The sequence below is a fragment of the Modicisalibacter muralis genome, assembly GCF_900102945.1.
Taxonomy (GTDB): domain Bacteria; phylum Pseudomonadota; class Gammaproteobacteria; order Pseudomonadales; family Halomonadaceae; genus Modicisalibacter; species Modicisalibacter muralis.
Genome location: NZ_FNGI01000001.1, coordinates 677,171 through 698,895, shown reverse-complemented (window position 1 = coordinate 698,895; position 21,725 = coordinate 677,171). Strand labels below are relative to the sequence as shown.

Here is a 21,725-nt window from a genome sequence, read left to right as displayed (position 1 = left end):
CGGTTATCTCCTGTTATCAGCATAACCAAGTCGCCAACCGAGCGGAAACCAAAGGGCGAAACTCACCATCCCCGCAATCCAAGCTACCTTGCAGGGCCGTAGTCGCCCGACCATAATGGCTCCGCTCATCATGACAGGAACCTTTATGTCGACCGCGCCGGACCCGACACCGATGCCCGCTGCTTCCGCTTCGCACGACTTTGACTGCCTGGTCTTCATCGGCCGTTTCCAGCCGCCTCACCTGGGGCACCTGGCGGTCATTCATGAAGCACTGAAACGTGCCCGCCAGGTCATCGTGTTGATCGGTTCGGCATGGCAGGCGCGCTCGCTGCGTAACCCCTGGCGTTTCGAGGAACGTCGCGACATGCTGCGCGACTGCTTCGATAGCGACGACAATCGCCGCCTGGAAATCGAGCCGCTGCTCGATGCGCTATACAACGATGACGTCTGGGTTCGCGATGTGCAGCGCAAAGTGCGTGATATCGCCCGCCCCCGCCAAGGCAAGCTGCCACGCATCGGGTTGATCGGCGCCAACCGCGGTCAATCGAGCTATTACCTGAGCCTATTCCCACAATGGGAATCGGTGAGCGTGCCACTGATCGAAGGCATCTCGGCCAGTCAGATTCGTGAGCGGCTATTTTACTCCAGTGCCTCGGCGGCGGATTATCTTTCCACTGGCGCGGCTCACGACCTACCCCCTCGTGTGCATCGCGCGCTGCTGGCATTTCATGCCACGGAGGCCTGCCAGCAGCTACTCGAAGAACAACAACTGCTCGAGCAATATCGCAGCGCCTGGGCGCAGGCGCCCTACCCGCCGATCTTCGTCACCGTAAATGGCGTAGTGGTGCAATCGGGTCACGTATTGTTGGTCAAGCGTACGGCCGCGCCGGGCAAGGGGTTGCTGGCCCTGCCCGGTGGCTTCATCAACCCGCACGAACGATTGCTCGATGCCTGCCTGCGCGAGTTGCGTGAGCGGGTACGCCTCAAGGTGCCCGAGCCGGTACTCAAGGGATCGCTGCGTGGCCAACGGCTATTCGACGAGCCGCACCGTAGTTGGCGGGGCCGCACCCTGGCCGAAGCCTTTTACTTCGCCCTGCGTCCCGAGCAGCAATTGCCGCAATTGAAGCCGGCCAAGGGCGGCGACCATGCCCGCTGGGTGGCACTCGCCGATCTCGAACCCGAGACGCTGTTCGAGGACCATTTCTTCATCATCCAGAACTTCCTGGGACTGCCAGCCGGCTGGGCCACGCCTTAAGCGGTAAAGGCCATTGGGGAAATAGCCGAACGAAATGATGCGGATGGCTTTTCAGGCCTGAAGAAAATCGCGCGGCAACTCCATCATCTGTCGCCACAGCTTCTCCACGCCGGGCTTATGCACCAGTGAGCAGCGATACAGGCGCACCTCCAGTGGTATATCCCATTGCTGGTCCCCGGCACGCACCAGCCGCCCGTCGCGAAGTTCCTCGCGGATACAGAAATCGGGTATCCAGGCCATGCCCACGCCTTGCAGCGCCATGCCCTTGAGCCCTTCGGCCATCGCCGTTTCGTAGATGGTCTTCAAGCGCATGCGTGTCGGGTCGTTCTTGAGCAACATGCGCACGCTGCGCCCCAGGAAAGCACCCTGGGTATATGCCAGGAACGGTATCGGATCGTTGCCGGCCAACGGGAAGCACGGCTGCCCGTTGGCATCCGGCAGGCACACCGGAACCATCTTGGCGTTGCCGATCGAGAACGATGGAAAGACCTCCGCATCGAGTTGCATCGTCGCGTAGGGATCGTGATAGCCAAGCATCAGATCGCAATTGCCTTCGCGCAACACATGAATGGCATCGCCCACGTTCATCGCCACCAGCCGAGTAGGCAACTCACCGACGCCCTTCTGCAGGCGCGAGACCCAGCGTGGGTAAAATGCCAGTGCCAGTGAATGCGCGGCGACGATATCCAACGCTTCGTTGGCGATCGACAGGCCGCGCAGATGCCCTAGGCATTCGCTGAGTTGCTCGACCATATTACGAGCGGTGATCAAGAAGAGCTGACCCTCGGGCGTCAATCCCACGGGCGTGGTGGAGCGGTCAACCAGCGTGGCGCCCACCGCCTGTTCCAACGAACGGATACGCCGACTGAAGGCCGGCTGAGTGACATGGCGTTGGCGTGCCGAGGCGGAAAAGCTGCGGGTATTGGCCAGTGCGACGAAATCTTCCAGCCATTTGGTTTCAAGGTTCACCGCGACTCCCGACGTTCCGATGGGCAGCTTGGCCGACGACACACGGCCGAATCAGGAGTTTACCCAAGGGCAACGGTACTCACCATGGGCGTGTCCATAATCTGAAAGTCACCGGCCCGTTTAGACAGGCCGATTCGTGATCATTGAATCGGCGCCAGCAGGTACGCGGCGCGAGAAACCAGCTTGCGCCACAGCGGTCGCTGCTGGAGCTCTTCCAGCGTCACCTCGCGGCAACTGTCGAAATCACGCTCGAGCATCGACTGCACCTCGGCGGCGAACCCCTTGTCGGGAATGAACGCCGTGATCTCGAAATTGAGCCGAAAGGATCGATTGTCCAGGTTGACGGACCCCACCGAGGCGCAGCGATCATCGATCAACATGACCTTCTGGTGCAGGAACCCCGGTTGGTAGCGGTAGATTCTGACACCGACGCGCAGCATGTCGGGCAGGAAAGAAAACGCCGAGAGAAAGATCAGCAAGTGATCGGGGCGCTCGGGCATCATCACCCGCACATCGACACCCCGCATCGCCGCCAGTCGCAACGCATCCTGCACTCCCTGGTCGGGAACGAAATACGGGCTGGCCACCCACAGCCGATGCCGCGCGCTGTGAATGGCGTGCTGCGTCAGCAGGCTGGCGGTTTCCTGGCGATCCGCCGGCCCGGAGGGCACGATCACCACGTTCTGACACTCGTCACAGGTGATGCGGGGTTTCCATTCCAGATCGATCACCTGACCGGTTGCCCAGTGCCAGTCTTCCCAGAAGGCTTCTTGCAACCCTAGCACGCTGGGGCCCGAGAGCTTCAGGTGGGTGTCGCGCCAGGGCCCATGCCGAGGGCTCTCGCCAAGATACTCGACACCGACGTTGAAGCCGCCGGTCCAGCCAAACTGGCCATCGACCACCAGAATCTTACGGTGATTGCGAAAGTTGAGCTGAAAGCGGTGGCGCAGCCCGCGCGATGAATTGAAGGCGCTGACTTCCACCCCCGCGTGACGCAGATCGTCCAGATAGCCATCGCCCAGCGCACGACTGCCGATCTCGTCGTACAGGAAATAGATCCGCACGCCGCGCTCGGCCTGACGCTCCAGGCGCTGTTTGAGCTCGAGGCCGAGTCGATCCTGACGAACGATGAAAAACTGAATGAGAATATAGGACTCTGCGGCATCGATACCGGCGAACAGGCTATCGAACGCTGCCTCGCCATCGATCAGCAGTTCGGCCCGGTTGCCGCTGGTCATCGGCATCATCGCCAACTGCTCCACGGCGCGTATGCTGCCGTGTCGCGCGTCCGCCAGATACGGCTCGATCAAGGGCCGATAACGCAGCAGCACACGGCGCAGCGTGGTATCGCGCTCACCGCGTGCCGAAACGTAGCCATAGAATCGCGGCCGCCCGAAGATCCAATAGGCCGGAACCGCCACATACGGGAAAGTGATCAGCGAGATGATCCAGGCAATCGCACCTTGTGACGTACGACTGGACATCAAGGCCAGCACTGCGGACAGCACGCCCGCAAGGTAAATCAGAAAGATACCCAGCCCCACTAGCGTGGATGTCATTGCCACTCCCTGTTGCAATGTTTGATCGAGGCAGCGCCGCTGTGCGGCCAGGCACCCATCCTATCAGGCTCTTTCGGCGATGATCTCCTTCCATTTCGCGGGACCGGTTCGATGCACCGACTCACCCAGGCTATCGACCGCCACGGTGACTGGCATGTCTTCGACCTCGAACTCATAGATCGCCTCCATGCCCAGGTCCTCGAAGCCGACCACCCTAGACTTCTTGATCGCCTGGGCGACCAGGTAGGCGGCTCCGCCGACCGCCATCAAATACACCGCCTGGTTGTCGCGGATGGCCTCGATGGCGATGGGACCGCGCTCGGCCTTGCCGACCATGCCCAACAAGCCGGTTTGCTCGAGCATGGTACGGGTGAACTTGTCCATGCGCGTCGACGTGGTCGGACCGGCCGGGCCAACGACCTCGTTGCGCACCGGATCGACCGGACCGACGTAATAGATAAAGCGACCGCGCATATCGACCGGCAACGGCTCGCCCTTGGCCAGCATATCAACCATGCGCTTGTGCGCGGCGTCGCGCCCGGTCAATAACTTGCCGGACAGCAGCACGGTATCGCCGGGCTGCCAGGCTCGTACGTCTTCGGCGGTAACGGTATCGAGATTGACGCGCCTGACGTTACCGTTCGCTTCGCGGGCGATCTCCGGCCAGTCCTCCAGCTTGGGTACAGGCAACTCGGCGGCGCCGCTGCCATCAAGCCTGAAATGGATGTGGCGGGTCGCCGCGCAGTTGGGAATGATCGCCACTGGTTTGTTGGCGGCGTGGGTCGGGTAGTCTTTGACCTTGATATCGAGCACCGTGGTCAACCCACCCAGACCTTGCGCCCCGATACCGCTGCGGTTGACCTTGTCGTAAAGCTCCAGGCGCAGTTCCTCGGCACGGTTGGAGGCGCCGCGCGCCTGCAACTCCTGGATGTCGATGGGATCGAGCAACGCCTCCTTGGCGAGTTCCATGGCCTTTTCGGCGGTACCGCCCACGCCGATGCCGAGCATTCCCGGCGGGCACCAGCCAGCGCCCATCTTCGGCAACTGTTCGAGCACCCAATCGACCACGCTGTCCGACGGATTGAGCATGGCGAATTTGGACTTGGCTTCGCTACCACCGCCCTTGGCCGCGACATGCACCTCAATGGTATCGCCCGGCACCAGCTTGTGATGGATGACCGCCGGCGTGTTGTCGCCGGTATTGCTGCGCTTACCATCGGGGTCGGCGAGCACCGACGCCCGCAATACGTTGTCCGCGTTGGTGTAGGCCCGACGCACGCCTTCGTTGATCATGTCGTCGAGACTCATGTCCGTCTCCCAGCGCACGTTCATGCCGACATGCACGAACACGGTGACGATGCCGGTATCCTGGCAGATCGGTCGATGACCGGTGGCGCACATGCGTGAATTGATCAAAATTTGCGCGATAGCATCGCGTGCCGCCGGATTCTCCTCGCGCTGATACGCCGCATGCATGGCGTCGATGAAATCCTTGGGGTGGTAGTAGGAAATGTATTGCAGGGCATCGGCGACACTCTGAATCAAATCATCCTGGCGAATCACGGGCATGGGGCGGGAACTCCTTACAAGTGACGGGCGGTGCGAACAAGTCAGTCAGGTGGCTTGCGAGCGATATTCTGTGCGACAAATTATACCCCATCGCACAATGCCTCGGCAGGCCGGCGTTATTCGCTGAGAGCCAGGAGAAAAGATAACGGTATAAATCCGCCCTGCGCTTTACAGATGGATAAAACCCTACCCAAACTGAATCACCAAGACATTCAAGGATGCGCGACCGGAATGCAGGAACCGCGAACCAAAGGGAGAGGATCATGCACCAGACTGTCAGCGACTTCATCGTTTCGCGACTCGGGCAATGGGGAGTCGAGCGGCTTTATGGCTATTCCGGTGACGGCATCAATGGCTTCATGGCCGCACTGCGCCGCGCCGATGGCTTGCCACGTCTCATCCAGCCACGCCACGAAGAAGTCGCGGCTTTCATGGCCTGCGGGCACGCCAAATTCAGCGACGAAGTGGGAGTCTGCGTGGCCACCTCGGGTCCCGGTGCCGTGCACCTGCTCAACGGCCTGTACGATGCCCGTAAGGATCATATGCCCGCGGTCGCCATCATCGGGCAGCAGGCACGCATGAGCTTGGGCACCGATTACCAGCAAGAACTCGACCTGATCTCGCTGTTCAAGGATGTCGCCAGCGCCTATGTACAGATGGTCACCGAGCCGGCCCAGACCCGCCATGTAATCGACCAAGCCATGCGCATCGCCATCGCCCGGCGCACCGTAACCTGCGTGATTCTACCCAACGACGTGCAGGATCTGCCCATGGCCGATCCACCCGCCGCGCACGGTGCGGTATTCTCCGGCGTCGGTTATCGATTTCCGCACCGCCTGCCTGAAACAGTGGATCTCGATACTGCTGCGGCGATTCTCAATCAGGGCCAGCGCGTGGCGATTCTCGCCGGGGCTGGCGTCAAGCACGCCATCGACGAGTTGCACCAGGTCGCCGAGTTGCTCGGCGCGGGTATCGCCAAGGCACTGCTGGCCAAGGCGATGATCGCCGATGACGCGCCAGGGGTGACCGGCACCATCGGCTTGCTGGGCACCGAAGCCAGCGACAAGATGATGAAGGAGTGCGATACCCTGCTGATGGTCGGCACGCGCTTTCCTTATGCGGAATTCTTGCCGAAATCCGATCAGGCCCGCGCGATTCAGATCGATATCGCGCCCGAGGCGCTGGGCCTGCGCTATCCGACCGAGCTCAACCTGCATGGTGATGCCAAGCCCACCCTGGCCGCTCTCGCCGAACGCCTCGAGTACAAGCAAAACCGCCGCTGGCGTAACAAGATTCAGAAATGGACCGATGATTGGTGGCAGGTAACCGAGGCACGCGCCGCCACCGATGCCATGCCGATCAACCCACAGCGCGTTTTCCAGAGCCTGTCGCCGCGCCTGCCCGACGACGTGATGCTGTGCTGCGACGTGGGCACGGCCACCAACTGGTACGCGCGCCATCTCAAGATTCGTCGCGGCATGTTCGGTTCGGTATCGGGCGGGCTGGCCTCGATGGGCAACGGCCTTCCCTATCTGCTGGCGGCGAAATTCTGCCATCCCCAGCGCCCAGCGGTGGCGATGATCGGCGATGGCGCAATGCAGATGCTGGGTAACATGGCCCTGCTGACGCTGGCCAAGTACTGGAAGGAATGGCAGGACCCGCGCTGTATCATCCTGGTGTTGAACAATCGCGACCTCAGTCAGGTGACCTGGGAGCAGCGCGTGATGGAAGGCGATCCCAAGTTCGATACGTCTCAGGATATCCCCGATTTCCGTTACGATCAGTACGCCGAGCTGCTCGGCTTCAAGGGCTTATGCCTGGAGCGCGCAGAAGATATCGAGCACGTTTGGGACGAGGCTTTCGCCGCCGATCGCCCGGTGATCATCAATGCCTATACCGATGGCGATGTCGCCCCGCTGCCGCCGCATATCGAGTTCGAGCAGGCCAAGCATTACATGGCTTCGGTCATCAAGGGCGATTCTTCGGGGTGGCACAACGTCAAGCAATCGACCAAACAGGTCAAGCGCTCACTGTTCAAACGCAATCGATGAAACGGTGCGGCCACCCAACGTGGCCGCACCGTCCCTGGTCTCGATAACGCCGGTCAACCGCCTAGATAAGCGCGGCGCACCTCGTCGTTGGCCAGCAACGCCTGGCCCGTATCGGACAGCACCACCCGCCCATGCTCGAGCACATAGCCACGGTCGGCAATCGACAGGGCCTTGTGCGCATTCTGCTCGACCAGGAAGATCGTCGTGCCCTGCTCTTCACGCAGCTTCTGAATGATTTCGAAGATCTGCGCGATGATGATCGGCGCCAGCCCCAACGATGGCTCGTCGAGCAGCAACAGGCGCGGCCGACTCATCAGGGCCCGAGCGATGGCCAGCATCTGCTGTTCGCCGCCGGACATGGTGCCGCCACGTTGGTTGAAACGCTCCTTGAGCCGCGGAAAGAGCGTCAGTACATGCTCGGTACTCTCCGCGATCTCGACCTTGGAGCGGTAATAACCACCCATCGACAGGTTTTCCTCGACCGTCATCCCCGTGAAGATACGCCGCCCTTCGGGAACGACCGACAGCCCGGAACGCATGATCTGCGAGGTAGGCAAACCCTGAACTTCCTTGCCATCGAAACGCACAGTTCCCGAGGTCGGCAATGGATCGCCGCAGATCGACATCAATAGCGTGGTCTTGCCGGCGCCGTTGGAACCGACCAGAGTGACGATCTCGCCTTGGCTGACCTCGAGAGACACGTCGTTGAGTGCCTGGATCGCCCCATAATGAGTCACCAGGTTATCGACTTTCAGCATCGCAGTGGTCACGTTTACTCCTCACCCAGATAGGCCTTGATCACCTCGGGATTACGCCGCACCTGCTCCGGCGTACCATCGGCCAGCGGCCTGCCCTGATTGACCACATAGATGCGATCGGAAATACCCATGACCAGGCTCATGTCATGTTCGATGAGTACCACGGTGATGCCCTCTTCCTCCTTGAGTTGCACGATCAGACGATCGAGATCGCGCGTCTCGTTGGGATTGAGCCCCGCCGCCGGCTCATCGAGCATCAACAGCTTGGGCTGGGTCACCATGCAGCGCGCTATTTCCAGCCGGCGCTGCTGCCCGTAGGCCAGATTGCCTGCCTCACGGTTGGCGAAATCGATCAGGTTGACACGCTCTAGCCAGTGCACGGCCCGATCCATCATCTCGCGCTCGCGGCGGCGGTAACCGGGCGTCGAAAACAATCCTTTGAGCAGATTGCGTTCGGCCTGCATGTGCTGGGCGACCAGCAGGTTCTCGATGACCGTCATGTCCTTGAACAGGCGGACGTTCTGGAACGTGCGTACCATGCCGGCGCGGGCGATCTTGAAGCCGGTAAGGCGATGCATCGCCTTACCTTCGAACATTACCTCGCCGCTGGTCGGGCGATAAAAGCCGCTGATGCAATTGAACACCGTGGTCTTGCCGGCACCGTTGGGGCCGATGATCGAAACCACCTCGCGTGGCTGGACCTCTATGCTCACGCCATCGACCGCTAACAGGCCGCCGAAGCGCATACTCAGGTCACGAACGGAAAGCAGTGCGGAATCAGTCACGTTTCAGCTCCATCTGCGGTCGCTTGAGCGGCAACAGCCCCTGCGGGCGCCAGACCATCATCAGCACCATGATCGCCCCGAACAGCAACATGCGGTACTCGTTGAACTCACGGGCGATTTCCGGCAGCAACGTCATGGCGATCGCCGCCAGAATCACGCCCAATTGCGAACCCATGCCACCCAATACCACGATCGCCAGAACGATCGCCGACTCGATGAAGGTAAACGACAACGGGCTGATGAAACCCTGCCTGGCGGCGAACACCGACCCAGCGAAGCCAGCGAAGCTGGCGCCAATGGTAAACGCGGAAAGCTTGATGCCGGTAGGATTCATACCCAGCGAACGACAGGCGATATCGTCCTCGCGCAGCGCCTCCCAGGCTCGTCCGATGGGCATGCGCATCAGACGATAGATCACGGTGGCCACCGCCAAAGCGAACAACAACGCCAGGATGTACAGGTAGATCACCTTGTGACTGGGGTCGTAGGCAATCCCGAAGAACTCATGAAACGATAGGTAACCCTCGTCGATACGACGCGAGAGCTGCAGGTTGAACAACGACGGCTCGGGAATCTGCGAGATGCCATTGGGGCCACCGGTGATCTCGGTCAGATTGTTGAGCAGGATGCGGATGATCTCACCGAAACCCAGGGTCACGATGGCCAGATAATCGCCACGCAGGCGCAACACCGGAAACCCGAGCAGATAACCGAATAGCGCGGTCGTGGCGCCGGCGAGCGGTAAGGCTTCCCAGAACGTGAAGCCGAAATAGCTGTTGAGCAACGCATAGGTATAGGCGCCGATGGCATAAAAGCCGACATAGCCCAGGTCAAGCAGGCCGGCCAGCCCCACCACCACGTTCAGCCCCAAACCCAGCATTACGTAGATCAGCGTCAACGTGGCGATATCCACGGCACTGCGCTCGGCCAGGAACGGGAACAACAACAGCGCGCCGATCGCCAGCGCGATCATCAGACGCCGTTGGGCATGGTTCTTGAGGAACGCCGGTAGCTCGAAATGCGATGCACGCTGGGCATGCTCGCGTACCAGCCTGATACGGTCCTTGAGCAACTGATAGACGAAAACGACCACGGCGGCGACAGCCAGCCACAACCAGGTCATTGCGTCGTGAACGATAACGATGGTATCGACGCCACGAGACTCCAATTGCACACCAAGTATCGAAGCACCCAGTAGCAACGTCAGGCCGGCGGCGAAGAATGCGGGCATTAATTTTCCTGACATCAGATCTTCTCCACTTCCGGCTTGCCGAGAATGCCCCAGGGGCGAAACAGCAAAATCAGAATCAACAGGCCGAAGGAGACTACGTCGTTGTACTCCGTTGACAGATAGCCCCCGGTCAGCGCCTCGGCCACGCCCAGCAACAGGCCACCGAGCACCGCCCCCGGAATGCTCCCGATTCCGCCCAGCACGGCGGCGGTGAAGGCCTTGAGTCCAGCCAGGAAACCGATATAGGGATTGACCACGCCGTAGTACATGCCCAGCAACAACCCGGCGACGGCAGCTAGCGCGGCACCGATGACGAAGGTCATCGAGATCACCAGATCGGTATTGATACCGAGCAGGTTGGCCATGCCACGATCCTGAGAACAGGCACGACAGGCACGCCCCAGCTTCGAGCGCGAGATGAACGCTGCCAGCAACAGCATGCTGATTAGCGTGACGGCGAAGATGATCACCTGCATGTAGGACAGCACGACGGTGAAATCCCCGCCGCTGAAATGCCAGCCACCCGGCAATATGTTGCCGATCGCCTTGTCGCGCGAGCCCTGCGCCAACAGCATGTAGTTTTGCAGAAAGATCGACATGCCGATCGCCGAAATCAGCGCGATCAGACGTTTTGAGCCACGTACCGGCCGGTAGGCGACGCGCTCCACGGCAAAGGCGTGGGCGCTGGCGACGATGATCGCCACGATCAGCGCGGCTACCATCAGAAATATCGTGCTATCGATACCCATCATCGATAGCCCGGCAATCACGATGAAAGCGACGTAGGTCGCGATCATATAGATTTCGCCATGGGCGAAATTGATCATACCGATGATGCCATAGACCATTGTGTAGCCAATGGCGATCAGCGCGTAGGTGCTGCCTATGGTAAGGCCGTTGATCACCTGTTGCAGGAAGTAGAGTGGAGCTTCCATTGGGAGTTACCTGCGCAAAGACGCCCGGTCGGCTTTTGACCGGCCGGGCGAAGGTCGATGTCGCCTCAAGCGACGGTGGGACGTTGTCGAACCGAACGAGGCACTGGCTTATTCGGTCGCGGTCTCTTCGGAACCGGTCTGTGCCTTGTCGGTATTGACCGGAGTCTTGGTGCCATCGGCGTGCCAGCGGTAGACGACGAACTCGAATTCCTCCAGGTCGCCTTTCTCGTCGAAATCGACTTTACCGATCGGCGTGTCGAAGGTGTTTTCGTGCAGATACTCGGCCACCTCGAACGGGTCTGTCGAGTCGGTAGCCTCCATGCCTTCAGCTATGACTTGCACGGCGGTATAAGCCGGCATGACGAAGGGGCCGGAGGGATCTTGATCCTTGGCTTCGAAGGCCGCGACCAGATCGGCGTTCGCGGGATCGGTTTCAAAGGCTTTGGGTAGCGTGACCAATAGTCCTTCGGAGGCCTCACCGGCAATCTTGGAAATATCCGGATTGCCGACACCTTCAGGCCCCATGAACTGGGCATCCAGACCCAACTCGGCGGACTGGCGCAGGATCAGCCCTAGCTCGGGGTGATAGCCGCCGTAATAAACGAAATCGACATTGTTGAGTTTGAGCTTGGAGATCAGCGAGGAGTAATTCTGCTGGCCTGCGGTGATGCCTTCGAACACCACCACATTGATGCCGGCTTCCTCGACGGTTTCCTTCACTGCCGTGGCGACGCCCTGGCCATATTGCTGCTTGTCATGGATGATCGCCATGCGCTCGGGCTTGATCTGCTCGGCGATAAACGTACCTGCCACCGGGCCTTGGGCATCGTCACGACCGATGGTGCGGAAGATCGTGTCGTAACCGGCCTCGGTAATCGCCGGGTTAGTGGATGCCGGGGAGATCATCAGAATGCCTTCCTCGTAATAGATGTCCGAGGCCGGCTGAGTGGAACTGGAGCATAGATGGCCAATCACGAACTGTATGCCATCGTTGACGATCTGGTTGGCGACGGCGACGGCTTGCTTGGGTTCGCAAACGTCATCGTAGATAACACCCTTGAGCATTTCGCCATTAACGCCGCCGGCCTTGTTGATCTGCTCGATGGCCATCTTGGCACCGATGGTCTGCATATCACCGTACTGGGCAACGGGACCAGTAACAGGCCCTGCTATGGCAATCGGGATATCCGCCTGAGCAGACATGCTGACCAACCCTGCCGCACTAACCCCCAGAGCCAACAGCGACTTGCGCATCACTTTTTTCATGGTGGTTCCATCTCTTTGTTATCTTTAAGAAAAAACACCGCATTTCAAGCGGCTGTTCGAGATTATTATTGGCGCTCTCGAGGCTGCCTGTAAAGCGCGGCTAACGTCGCATTCACGCCGCCTCAATGGCTTTTTATGGTGGAATATTCCAAACAGAAAGCCAAGAACAGCAACAAAACCAGAAAATTTAAAAAAACCCAGTCATTAACTAAGCAGCAAGCATAAAAAGCGGCCAATAAACGCTTTTTAAATGCGCAAGCAGAGGATCCTCTCGAAAGACCGTGGATCGCTCAGGAGCATGGATTTCAAAAGCGGCATTTTCAAAAACATGGCTTACCGGATCGGGCAGTAACGCGAATTTGCTCGCGCTTACTTGAGTTCTATCAGGCGCGCATTGAGCGTGTGCACGCGATCGCGCAGTCGCCCCGCCTCTTCGAATTCAAGATTCTGCGCGGCCTCGTACATGGCGTCCTCGAGCTTGCCGATGGCGCGGGTCAGATCGTCGATCGACATCGTTTTGAGATCGTCGAAATCATACTCGCCCACCGTTTCGGCCGCCTTGCGCTCACTGCCACGCCGGTTGCCCTTCTTGCCTGGCGTCCGAGCGCCCTCCATGATGTCCGCCACCGACTTGGTCACCGTGCGCGGCGTGATGTCATGTTTCTCGTTGTGGGCGAGCTGCTTGCTGCGACGACGCTCGGTCTCGTCGATGGCCCGGCGCATCGAGTCGGTGACCCGGTCGCCATAGAGGATCGCCTTGCCGCTGGCGTTACGCGCGGCGCGGCCGATGGTCTGAATCAGCGAGCGTTCGTTGCGCAGGAAACCTTCTTTATCGGCATCGAGGATCGCCACCAGCGAGACCTCGGGAATATCCAGCCCCTCGCGCAGCAGGTTGATGCCGACCAGCACATCGAACTTGCCCAGTCGCAGGTCGCGGATGATTTCGACCCGCTCCACAGTGTCGATATCGGAGTGCAGATAGCGCACCCGCACGTCGTGTTCATCCAGGTACTCGGTGAGATCCTCGGCCATGCGCTTGGTCAGCGTGGTCACCAGAACCCGTTCGCCGACCGCGCTGCGCAGACGGATTTCGGAGAGCAGATCGTCGACCTGGGTAGACGCCGGGCGCACTTCGACCTCGGGATCGACCAGCCCGGTGGGACGCACCACCTGCTCGACGACCTGGCCGGCATGCTCGGCTTCGTAGGGCCCCGGCGTCGCCGACACGAACACCGTCTGCGGGCTGACTCGCTCCCATTCCTGGAATGTCATCGGCCGGTTGTCGAGTGCCGAGGGCAGCCGAAACCCATACTCGACCAGGGTCTCCTTGCGCGAACGGTCGCCTTTGTACATGCCACCGACCTGGGGCACGCTAACGTGCGATTCATCGATGAACAGCAGCGCATCGGCGGGCAGGTAGTCGAAAAACGTCGGCGGTGGCTCGCCGGGCTTGCGGCCCGATAGATAGCGCGAGTAGTTCTCGATGCCGTTGCAGTAGCCCAGCTCGAGCATCATCTCGATATCGTAGAGCGTGCGCTGCTCCAGGCGCTGCGCCTCGACCAGCCGGTCATTCTTGCGCAGCCAGTCGAGGCGCTCGACGAGTTCCGCCTTGATCGAATCGACGGCCGCGATGATCGTCTCGCGCGGGGTCACATAATGGCTTTTCGGATAGATCGTCATGCGCGGCACCTTGCCGCGCACCTCGCCGGTGAGCGGATCGAACAGGCTGATGCTGTCGATCTCGTCGTCGAACAGTTCGACGCGCACCGCCTCTTCCTCGGAATCGGCCGGGAATATGTCGATCACATCGCCACGCACACGATAGGTACCGCGTCGGAAATCCATGTCGTTGCGGGTGTATTGCAACTCGGCGAGACGACGCAGGAACGAGCGCTGGTCGATGATCTCGCCGCGGTTGAAGTGCAGGCGCATCTTCAGGTACTGATCGGGGTCGCCGAGACCGTAGATCGCCGATACCGAGGCGACGATCAACGCATCGCGACGCTCGAGCAGCGCCTTGGTCGCCGACAGACGCATCTGCTCGATGTGCTCGTTGATCGACGCATCCTTCTCGATGAAGGTGTCCGACGACGGCACATAGGCCTCGGGCTGGTAATAGTCGTAGTAGGAGACGAAGTACTCGACGGCATTGTCGGGCAGAAACGACTTGAACTCGCCATAGAGCTGCGCCGCCAGGGTCTTGTTCGGCGCCATGACGATGGTTGGGCGCTGCAGCCGCTCGACCACGTTGGCCATGGTGAAGGTCTTGCCCGAGCCGGTCACGCCGAGCAGGGTCTGGTGCGCCAGCCCGGCATCGAGGCCCTTGACCAGACTTTCGATAGCCGTCGGCTGATCGCCTGCGGGGCGATATTTGGAAACGATGCGGAAGGATTTGTTCATGCGCCTGAGATGACCCCGAAAAAGGAAAAGTTCAAGCGTCGACCGAGGTCGCGGCAGTGGTAATTTCCACCTGTGACGTCGTGATCAGCCGGTGAATCGGGCAACGATCGGCAATCTCGGCGAGCCGGGCGCGCTGTCCGGCATCGTCGATGCCCTGGAAGTCGAGACTCACATCGAGGCGGTAGATGCCGTGGCGTTCCTGGCTGTCATCACGAGCGACCGTGACACTCACGCCAGTCAGTGGCCAGCCCTTGCGACGCGCATACATCTGCGCGGTAATCGCCTTGCAGGCACCCAACGCCAGATCGAGATGATCGTGCGGATCCGGCGCACTGCCCTCGCCACCGACGATTTGTGGGGCATCGAGAAACAGGGTCTCGAATCCTTCGACTTCGACACGCTGACGCAGGCCATCGCGATCGACACTCTGTACCTTGATAGTCATCGGCTCGCTCCCTGTGGTGGCGTTTATCAATGCGCCTCGATGCCCAGTTTCTTCGCCGCTGCGATCAGGGCTTCACGGCGTGCGTGCCCCTGCACCTCGGCGCCATAACGGTGAACCTCGACACTATCCACGCCCTCGACCATCATCAACGCCGTCGTCAGTCGGTTGATCTGGTCGGCGTTCTCGACGCCCTCGAAAGTGAGCGAGACATGCGCCATGCCGTCAACTCCATAGTGGCAAAATCGCTAAAATGGGAAATCGCAGTTTAGCACGCTGCCCGCAACTCGGTCGTGCCGGTGGGCACGTCCAGCGCTGCGTCCTTGCAATACGGGGTAGCTGGCCCCATACCCTGCATCAATCGTTTTCAAGCTGTAATGGAAACCGTTTCGCGCCGCAATGGAGCTCACATGACCGACTGGAATGCTCACCTGCAACACGCCGGCGCCCAGCGCATCGACGACCGGCAAGTGGATTTCGACACGCCCGAGCAGGCACGCCTGGCTCAAAGTGAAAGCGTGGTGTCGCCGCTGGCCCACCTCGCCGTGCTGGAGGTCGCCGGCGCCGATGCCGAGCGTTTCCTGCAAGGCCAGACCAGCGCTCAGCTCAGCCTGGCCAACGGCAGCTTCGCCGCGCCGACCGCGTTCTGCAATGCCAAGGGGCGCATGCTCGCCAATGCCCAGTTGCTGCGTATCGCCGAGCAGCGCTACTGGCTACTGCTCGATCGTGATCTGCTCGAGCCGCTGCGCGTGCATTTGGCCAAGTTCGCGGCCTTCTACAAGGCCGAGCTGAGCCCGCGCGATGATTTGGCGATTATCGGCCTGATCGGCCACGCTGCGCCGACGCTGATCGAAACCCACCTCGACATGACCCCACCGACCACCTGGCAGCAAATCGCACGTGGCGACACTGTCGTGCTGCGTCACCCGGGGCAATGCCCGCGCTTCGCGCTCTGCCTGCCACAAGCCGAGGCTCGCGATGTGTGGGATACCCTGGCCCGTCATGCCGCGCCGGTCGGCAACGCCATCTGGCAATTGCATGACATTCAGGCAGGGCTTGCCTGGCTGAACGCGGCGCACCAGGACAGCTATCTGCCGCAGATGGTCAACTGGGAAGCGCTGGGTGGCATCAGCTTCAAGAAGGGCTGCTATACCGGCCAGGAAGTCGTCGCGCGCGCGCACTTCCGTGGCCAGGTGAAAAAGCGCCTGGTTCGCGGTCAGCTCGACGGCAACGCCCTACCGGATATCGGCAGCCCGGTCGTCGATGCCGAAGGCAAAAGCCGGGGCGAGACTTTCGCCGCCGCCCACGATGCCGATGGCCAGGTCGAGATACTCGCCGTGATGACGACGCGCGAGATCAGTGAGCCACCGCATGTCGGCGAGCAGCGCCTCGAGCTTCTCGAACTACCCTACCCGCTCGAGCGTCTCGACCCGGAGACCATGGTCAGCGGCGGTGAAACCGCCTAGCTCAACCCAAACAGACGCCGCGCAGTGGCCGTGCTGTGCTCGGCCACCCGCGCGACGCTCTGTCCGCGCAGCTCGGCGATTCGCTCGCACACCAGCCTGACCCTGGCGGGCTCGTTACGCCGGCCCTGAAAACCTGCCAGCGGCATGTCGGGGCTATCGGTTTCCAGCACGTAGCCGTCGTCGGGTAGCGCCCTTACCGCACGCTGTAGACGCTTGGCGCGCTCGAACGTCGTCGCGCCACCCAGCCCCACCACGAACCCCAAATTGAGAAACCGACTGGCCTGCTCCGGGCTACCGGCAAAGGCGTGAACCAGCCCACCCACCGGCAAGTCGAGTTGGCGAAGCCGCTTGGCCAGCTTGTCGTTGGCATGCACGCAATGAATCACAGCCGGCAGACCGCGCGCCTTGGCGATTCTCAACTGCGCGTCGAGCAGCTTCCACTGCGCTTCCAGCGTCTCCTCGAAACGCGCATCGATGCCGCATTCGCCCAACGCCACGGCTTCGGGATGCGCGTCGAGCATCCGCTCCAACGCTTCAAGATCGCCTTGCTGATGCTCATGCATGAAATAGGGATGCAGCCCGAGACTCAGACTGACGTCCTTGCGACGCGCGACTTCGGCAACCGCCGGCCAGCGCTTGCGCGTGGTGCCGGGCACCACGAAGTGACCGACACCGGCGTCGCGGGCACGCTCGAACATCGCCTCGCGGTCGTCATCGAAGGCTTCGAAATCGAGGTGGCAATGGGCGTCGATCAACATCCTTGCGATAGACTCCTTGGCAGGGTGTCAGGACGCCTCGGAGAGCGCCGACGTGCAGGCCGGGCAGCGCGTCGCCTGCAAGGGAATCTGGGTCACGCAGAAAGGGCAGCTCCTGGTCGTCGGCGCAGCGACGGGGTCGGGCTCCTCGTAGCGCCTTCTCAGACGATTGATGTTACGGATCAGCAGGAAGGTGACGAACGCCACGATCACGAAGGACAACATGGCGTTCAGGAACAGGCCGTAGTTGACGGTCACCGCGCCGGCGGCCTGGGCATCGGCCAGGGTCGTGTAGGGCGCGCCCTCGGCCCCCGGCTTCAAGACCCAGAACAGATTGGTGAAATTCATGCCACCGGTGGCCAGCCCGATCAGTGGCGTGAAGATATCCTTGACCAAGCTATTGACGATAGCAGTGAACGCCGCGCCGATGATAATGCCCACGGCCATGTCGACCATGTTGCCCTTGACCGCGAATTCGCGAAATTCGTCGAGAAATTTCGATGCCATGCGCGCTCTCTCCCCTGAAGCGGGCAGGCTCTAACGCGTTACCTCATGTAAGGCGTCGCCCACCCGAAACGCTCCGCACTCGGCAAGAATGTGTCAGCTAGCGGCATCCGGCAAGTCTCAATGCTCGCGGGTGGCATTGAAGCGAATCTCCGGCCAGCGCTCCTGGGTCATCTGCAGGTTGACCCGCGTCGGCGCGATATAGGTGAGATAGCCGCCGCCGTCGAGCGCCAGGTTGAGGCTCGCCTTGCGCTTGAAGTCATCGAGCTTCTTGGCGTCATCGCAATACACCCAGCGCGCGGTCTGCACGTTCACCGCTTCATACAGACAATCGACCTTGTACTCCTCCTTGAGCCGGTGGGCGACCACGTCGAACTGCAGCGAGCCGACGGCACCGACGATCAGGTCGTTGTTGTCGAGCGGCATGAACACCTGGGTCGCGCCCTCTTCCGAGAGCTGCTGCAGGCCTTTCTGCAGCGCCTTCATCTTCAGCGGGTCACGCAGGCGCACGCGCTTGAACAGCTCCGGCGCGAAGTGCGGAATACCAGTGAAACGCATCTCCTCGCCCACGGTGAAGGTATCGCCGATCTGGATGGTGCCGTGGTTATGCAGACCGATGATATCGCCGGGCCAGGCTTCTTCCACATGGGCGCGATCCGAGGCCATGAAGGTCAGTGCGTCGGCGATCTTGACGTCCTTGCCGATACGCACGTGGCGCATCTTCATGTTCTTGTCGTACTTGCCCGAGCACACGCGCAGGAAGGCCACGCGATCGCGATGCTTGGGGTCCATGTTGGCCTGGATCTTGAACACGAAACCGCTGAAGCGCTCGTCCTCGGCGCTCACCTCGCGCGTGTCGGTGTCGCGCGGCTGCGGCGCCGGGGCATACTCGACGAAGCCATCGAGCATTTCGCGCACGCCGAAGTTACCCATCGCTGTGCCGAAATACACCGGCGTCAGTTCGCCACGCCGATACGCCTCGAGATCGAATTCATGCGAGGCGCCACGCACCAGTTCGACCTCCATGCGCAGTTCCTCGGCCTGCTCGGCACCTAGCACTTCGTCGACCTCGGGGTTGTCGAGCCCTTCGATGCGCACATCGTCGGGAATGCGATTGCCCTGGCCCTGCTTGTAGAGATGGATGACATCGTTATACAGGTGGTAGACGCCCTTGAAGTGGCGGCCCATGCCGATCGGCCAGGTCATCGGCGCACATTGGATATCAAGTACCGTTTCGACTTCGTCCATCACCTCGATGGGGTCGCGCGTGTCGCGATCCATCTTGTTGATGAAGGTCAGGATCGGCGTGGTTCGCAGGCGGCAGACTTCCATCAACTTGATGGTGCGCTGTTCGACGCCCTTGGCGCCGTCGATGACCATCAGCGCCGAGTCCACCGCGGTCAGGGTGCGATAGGTATCCTCGGAGAAGTCCTCGTGGCCCGGCGTATCGAGCAGATTGACGATGCGCCCGTTGTAGGGAAACTGCATCACCGAAGTGGTCACCGAGATGCCCCGCTCCTGCTCCATTTTCATCCAATCGGAGGTGGCATGGCGCTCGTTGCGCTTACTCTTCACCGAGCCGGCCATCTGGATAGCGTTTCCGAACAGCAGCAGCTTCTCGGTGATGGTGGTCTTGCCCGCGTCGGGGTGCGAAATGATCGCGAAGGTACGTCTGAGCCCGGCATTGTGGGCAATTTGGCTATCTGGCATTGAGCGACATCGCTAGTTTGTACTCAGCCGGCGCGACATGGCCCAGGCTGGGGGAAGTGTATTCTGGCGGGGATTGTAAACATTGCGGTCGATGTAGTGTAGCGCCGTGATGCTTTACCTGCGCGACGGGACGTAGCATTGTGTATTCAGCGCAGGGATTGCATGCGCCGGCAAGTCACCTGACAGATGCCGTTTTACCGACTATATTGTTAGCGTGCTAATAGAAAAATCGACTGAAGGAGAGGTAGCTAATGCGAATTCTTGGCAAATTGTTTTCAATGATTGCAGCGGTCGTTTTGTCCGCCCTGCTTCCCATGACCGCCATGGCCGAAAGCGACAGCGAATCCAAGCAGGATTATCGCCAGCAAACCGAGATGAACATATCCGACGCCGCCGGTGACGACCCGCGAAAAGACCGCCACCCCACTGAATAGAAGCCTTGCCGTTACTTCTCGCAATACCAGGAAAAGGAACATCGACGATGAGCGAGCGCTATGTGGTCGTGAACGTATTCGACGAGCACGACGAGAACAAGGTCACGGGTTGGAAGATCATCGACACCCACGACGACAATCGTGTGGTTTCCACTCACGCTTCACAGGGCGAGGCACAGCGCCAGGCCGGCGATCTCGAAATTCGCCACGGTCGCGATTGACGACTCGCGAACTGGAAACTCAATGACCGCAGCGGCAAGGTACAGCCTCGATTTCTAACTTCGATGGCGGGCCTGAGCGAAGCTACAACATCGGTTATCATGGCGTGGGCCACCCCGTCGGAGCCGTCATGCACCAGCCGCTACCCCTGCCGCTGTCCACACCCAATCGCAATCTGGTACGCCTGACCTTCGTACGCGGCATTACCTGGACCGGCTTTCTTGCCGCGATCGTCTTCGGCATCGCAGTCCTCGACTTCCAGGTGCAAATCACCCCCGTGATCAGCGTGATCATCGCCATGGCGCTGATCAACGTCGGCACCTGGTGGCGGCTGGAGCGCCCACGGGCGGTCACCGATACCGAATATCTGCTACACCTGCTGGCCGATATCGCCGGGCTGACACTGCTGTTCTATTACACGGGTGGCTCGACCAATCCTTGCATCAGTTACTATCTGGTTCCGGTGACCATCGCCGCCGCTACCCTGCCCTGGCTGTATGCCTGGATCATCGCCAGTGCCGCCATGGCCGGCTACACCTTCCTCATGGTGTTCTATCAGCCGATCCCCCAGTTGAGCCAGGGCCTGATGGACATCGGGATCAACCTGCATGTATTGGGCATGTGGTTGACCTTCGGCTTGTCGGCGGGGCTGGTGACCTTCTTCATCTTCAAGATGGCCTATGCGCTGCGCCGCCGTGACCTGACCCTGTCGCGTACCCGCGAGGCGGCGCTGCGTAACGAGCAGATACTGGCGGTGGCCACCCAGGCCGCCGGCACCGCGCACGAACTCGGCACACCGCTGTCGACCATGGCCGTGCTGCTCAAGGAAATGCGCCAGGACACCGACGACAACTCGGCCCTGGCAGCCGATATCGATCTATTGCGCCAGCAGGTCGATACCTGCAAGTCGCGCTTGCAGCACCTGGTGGCCAGCGCCGACCGCCGCCGCCTGGCCGAGCCCGAACCTCGCCCGGCCGAACAATGGCTGGCCCAGGTCGTGCAGCGCTGGCTGGTGCTGCGCCCCGATGTCACCCACCGTATCGAGAGCCCCGGCAAACGCGGCACGCCTTGGCTGGCGGTGGACGCGACGCTCGAGCAGGCGCTGATGAACCTGCTCAACAATGCCGCCGACGCCAATCCCGAGAATATCGTCATCAACCTCGACTGGACCAACGATGAAGTGATCATCGACATTCGCGACCATGGCCCGGGCGTAACCATGTCGATTGCCGACCAATTGGGCGATACCTTCGTTTCGACCAAGAGCAAGGGGATGGGCATCGGCTTGTTCCTGACCCACGCCACCATCAATCGCTTCGGCGGTGGCGTAAGCCTGTACAATCACGAGGAAGGCGGCACCCTGACCGAAGTCAAGCTGCCCCGCTTTCTGGCGGGTCAGGGGCTGTAAGAGAGCTTG

Annotated in this window: 20 protein-coding genes; 6 read left to right on the top strand and 14 right to left on the bottom strand. The window is 60.8% G+C overall.

Features of this window, described 5'->3' with window-relative positions:
- Window positions 1-145 precede the first annotated feature (145 nt).
- Window positions 146-1,255, top strand: coding sequence for a bifunctional nicotinamide-nucleotide adenylyltransferase/Nudix hydroxylase (locus tag BLR92_RS03290; protein ID WP_245703948.1), 1,110 nt, complete (start codon window positions 146-148; stop codon window positions 1,253-1,255).
- Between the two features lie 51 nt (window positions 1,256-1,306).
- On the opposite strand, the gene BLR92_RS03285 is transcribed toward BLR92_RS03290, so the two are convergent.
- The 3 genes from BLR92_RS03285 to BLR92_RS03275 form a co-directional block, all read right to left on the bottom strand.
- A complete protein-coding gene (locus BLR92_RS03285) occupies window positions 1,307-2,224 on the bottom strand; it encodes a LysR substrate-binding domain-containing protein (RefSeq protein ID WP_089725431.1) in 918 nt (305 codons plus the stop codon).
- A gap of 140 nt (window positions 2,225-2,364) precedes the next feature.
- Window positions 2,365-3,783 (bottom strand): cardiolipin synthase, encoded by a 1,419-nt coding sequence (cls, locus tag BLR92_RS03280; protein WP_089725429.1) that lies wholly within the window; start codon window positions 3,781-3,783, stop codon window positions 2,365-2,367.
- A gap of 63 nt (window positions 3,784-3,846) precedes the next feature.
- The gene (locus BLR92_RS03275) at window positions 3,847-5,352 is read right to left on the bottom strand and encodes a fumarate hydratase (protein ID WP_089725427.1); all 1,506 of its coding nucleotides are present in this window, start codon (window positions 5,350-5,352) and stop codon (window positions 3,847-3,849) included.
- Window positions 5,353-5,615: 263 nt separating this feature from the next.
- On the opposite strand from BLR92_RS03275, the gene BLR92_RS03270 reads away from it, so the two are divergent.
- Complete coding sequence (locus BLR92_RS03270; protein ID WP_089725424.1) at window positions 5,616-7,403, top strand: thiamine pyrophosphate-requiring protein; 1,788 nt, start codon at window positions 5,616-5,618, stop codon at window positions 7,401-7,403.
- Between the two features lie 53 nt (window positions 7,404-7,456).
- Here the strand turns inward: BLR92_RS03270 and BLR92_RS03265 are convergent, their stop codons facing one another.
- The 8 genes from BLR92_RS03265 to BLR92_RS03230 form a co-directional block, all read right to left on the bottom strand.
- Window positions 7,457-8,161 (bottom strand): ABC transporter ATP-binding protein, encoded by a 705-nt coding sequence (locus tag BLR92_RS03265; RefSeq protein WP_089725986.1) that lies wholly within the window; start codon window positions 8,159-8,161, stop codon window positions 7,457-7,459.
- Window positions 8,162-8,175: 14 nt separating this feature from the next.
- Window positions 8,176-8,907: a high-affinity branched-chain amino acid ABC transporter ATP-binding protein LivG gene (livG, locus tag BLR92_RS03260; RefSeq protein WP_245704044.1), complete on the bottom strand. Its 732-nt coding sequence runs from the start codon at window positions 8,905-8,907 to the stop codon at window positions 8,176-8,178.
- A gap of 31 nt (window positions 8,908-8,938) precedes the next feature.
- Window positions 8,939-10,192, bottom strand: coding sequence for a high-affinity branched-chain amino acid ABC transporter permease LivM (locus BLR92_RS03255; RefSeq protein WP_089725422.1), 1,254 nt, complete (start codon window positions 10,190-10,192; stop codon window positions 8,939-8,941).
- Window positions 10,192-11,112, bottom strand: coding sequence for a high-affinity branched-chain amino acid ABC transporter permease LivH (gene livH / locus BLR92_RS03250; protein WP_089725420.1), 921 nt, complete (start codon window positions 11,110-11,112; stop codon window positions 10,192-10,194). The genes BLR92_RS03255 and livH overlap by 1 nt, the downstream gene beginning before the upstream one ends.
- A 108-nt stretch (window positions 11,113-11,220) precedes the next feature.
- Window positions 11,221-12,378 (bottom strand): branched-chain amino acid ABC transporter substrate-binding protein, encoded by a 1,158-nt coding sequence (locus tag BLR92_RS03245; RefSeq protein ID WP_089725418.1) that lies wholly within the window; start codon window positions 12,376-12,378, stop codon window positions 11,221-11,223.
- A gap of 369 nt (window positions 12,379-12,747) precedes the next feature.
- Complete coding sequence (uvrB, locus tag BLR92_RS03240; protein WP_089725416.1) at window positions 12,748-14,778, bottom strand: excinuclease ABC subunit UvrB; 2,031 nt, start codon at window positions 14,776-14,778, stop codon at window positions 12,748-12,750.
- Between the two features lie 31 nt (window positions 14,779-14,809).
- Complete coding sequence (locus BLR92_RS03235; RefSeq protein ID WP_089725414.1) at window positions 14,810-15,223, bottom strand: OsmC family protein; 414 nt, start codon at window positions 15,221-15,223, stop codon at window positions 14,810-14,812.
- A gap of 26 nt (window positions 15,224-15,249) precedes the next feature.
- Window positions 15,250-15,441 carry a hypothetical protein gene (locus tag BLR92_RS03230; RefSeq protein ID WP_089725412.1) on the bottom strand — a complete coding sequence of 64 codons (192 nt, stop codon included), beginning with the start codon at window positions 15,439-15,441 and terminating at the stop codon, window positions 15,250-15,252.
- A 189-nt stretch (window positions 15,442-15,630) separates the two neighbouring features.
- Between BLR92_RS03230 and ygfZ the strand changes: the two genes are divergently transcribed.
- The gene (gene ygfZ, locus BLR92_RS03225; protein ID WP_089725410.1) at window positions 15,631-16,686 is read left to right on the top strand and encodes a CAF17-like 4Fe-4S cluster assembly/insertion protein YgfZ; all 1,056 of its coding nucleotides are present in this window, start codon (window positions 15,631-15,633) and stop codon (window positions 16,684-16,686) included.
- Here ygfZ and BLR92_RS03220 read toward each other — a convergent pair.
- The 3 genes from BLR92_RS03220 to BLR92_RS03210 all read right to left on the bottom strand — a co-directional run bounded on the left by BLR92_RS03220 (window position 16,683) and on the right by BLR92_RS03210 (window position 19,655).
- A complete protein-coding gene (locus BLR92_RS03220; RefSeq protein WP_089725408.1) occupies window positions 16,683-17,444 on the bottom strand; it encodes a TatD family hydrolase in 762 nt (253 codons plus the stop codon). The two genes, ygfZ and BLR92_RS03220, sit on opposite strands and share 4 nt — an antisense overlap.
- Before the next feature lie 27 nt (window positions 17,445-17,471).
- Window positions 17,472-17,948, bottom strand: a complete 477-nt coding sequence (mscL, locus tag BLR92_RS03215) for a large conductance mechanosensitive channel protein MscL (RefSeq protein ID WP_089725406.1) — start codon at window positions 17,946-17,948, stop codon at window positions 17,472-17,474.
- Between the two features lie 117 nt (window positions 17,949-18,065).
- Window positions 18,066-19,655 (bottom strand): peptide chain release factor 3, encoded by a 1,590-nt coding sequence (locus tag BLR92_RS03210; protein ID WP_089725405.1) that lies wholly within the window; start codon window positions 19,653-19,655, stop codon window positions 18,066-18,068.
- A gap of 251 nt (window positions 19,656-19,906) precedes the next feature.
- On the opposite strand from BLR92_RS03210, the gene BLR92_RS03205 reads away from it, so the two are divergent.
- From BLR92_RS03205 to BLR92_RS03200, 3 genes are all read left to right on the top strand, one after another.
- Complete coding sequence (locus BLR92_RS03205; RefSeq protein WP_089725403.1) at window positions 19,907-20,089, top strand: hypothetical protein; 183 nt, start codon at window positions 19,907-19,909, stop codon at window positions 20,087-20,089.
- Window positions 20,090-20,136: 47 nt separating this feature from the next.
- Window positions 20,137-20,310: a hypothetical protein gene (locus BLR92_RS19655; protein ID WP_175488704.1), complete on the top strand. Its 174-nt coding sequence runs from the start codon at window positions 20,137-20,139 to the stop codon at window positions 20,308-20,310.
- A gap of 128 nt (window positions 20,311-20,438) precedes the next feature.
- Complete coding sequence (locus BLR92_RS03200; protein ID WP_089725401.1) at window positions 20,439-21,716, top strand: ATP-binding protein; 1,278 nt, start codon at window positions 20,439-20,441, stop codon at window positions 21,714-21,716.
- Window positions 21,717-21,725: the final 9 nt, after the last annotated feature.